1 protein-coding gene is annotated in these 286 nt (G+C 66.4%); it reads left to right on the plus strand.

Features of this window, described 5'->3' with window-relative positions:
* Window positions 1–286, plus strand: a 286-nt coding sequence (locus EIK80_RS25680; RefSeq protein ID WP_255414615.1) for an acyl-CoA dehydrogenase family protein, incomplete at both ends; no start/stop codon positions are given.

Raw genomic sequence — 286 nt, forward strand, 5'->3', positions numbered from 1 at the left:
CTATCCGACCGTCGACGGCAACCGCGCGTCGGAAGTCTATTTCGAGAACGTCTCGGTCCCGGCTGACTCCCTGATCTCGGAGAGCGGCCTGGACCTGGTCAACCAGGTGATCGACGAGGCCACCGCCGCCGTCGGCGCCGAGGCCGTGGGCGTGCTGCGCAAGCTGCACGAGGGCACGCTGGACTACGCCAAGCCGCGCAAGCAGTTCGGCACGGCCATCGCCAACTTCCAGGTGCTGCAGCACCGGATGGTCGACATGTTCATCGAGGTCGTGCAGTCGGTGTCG

This window comes from Caulobacter sp. 602-1, from assembly GCF_003931565.1.
Classification (GTDB): Bacteria; Pseudomonadota; Alphaproteobacteria; order Caulobacterales; family Caulobacteraceae; genus Caulobacter.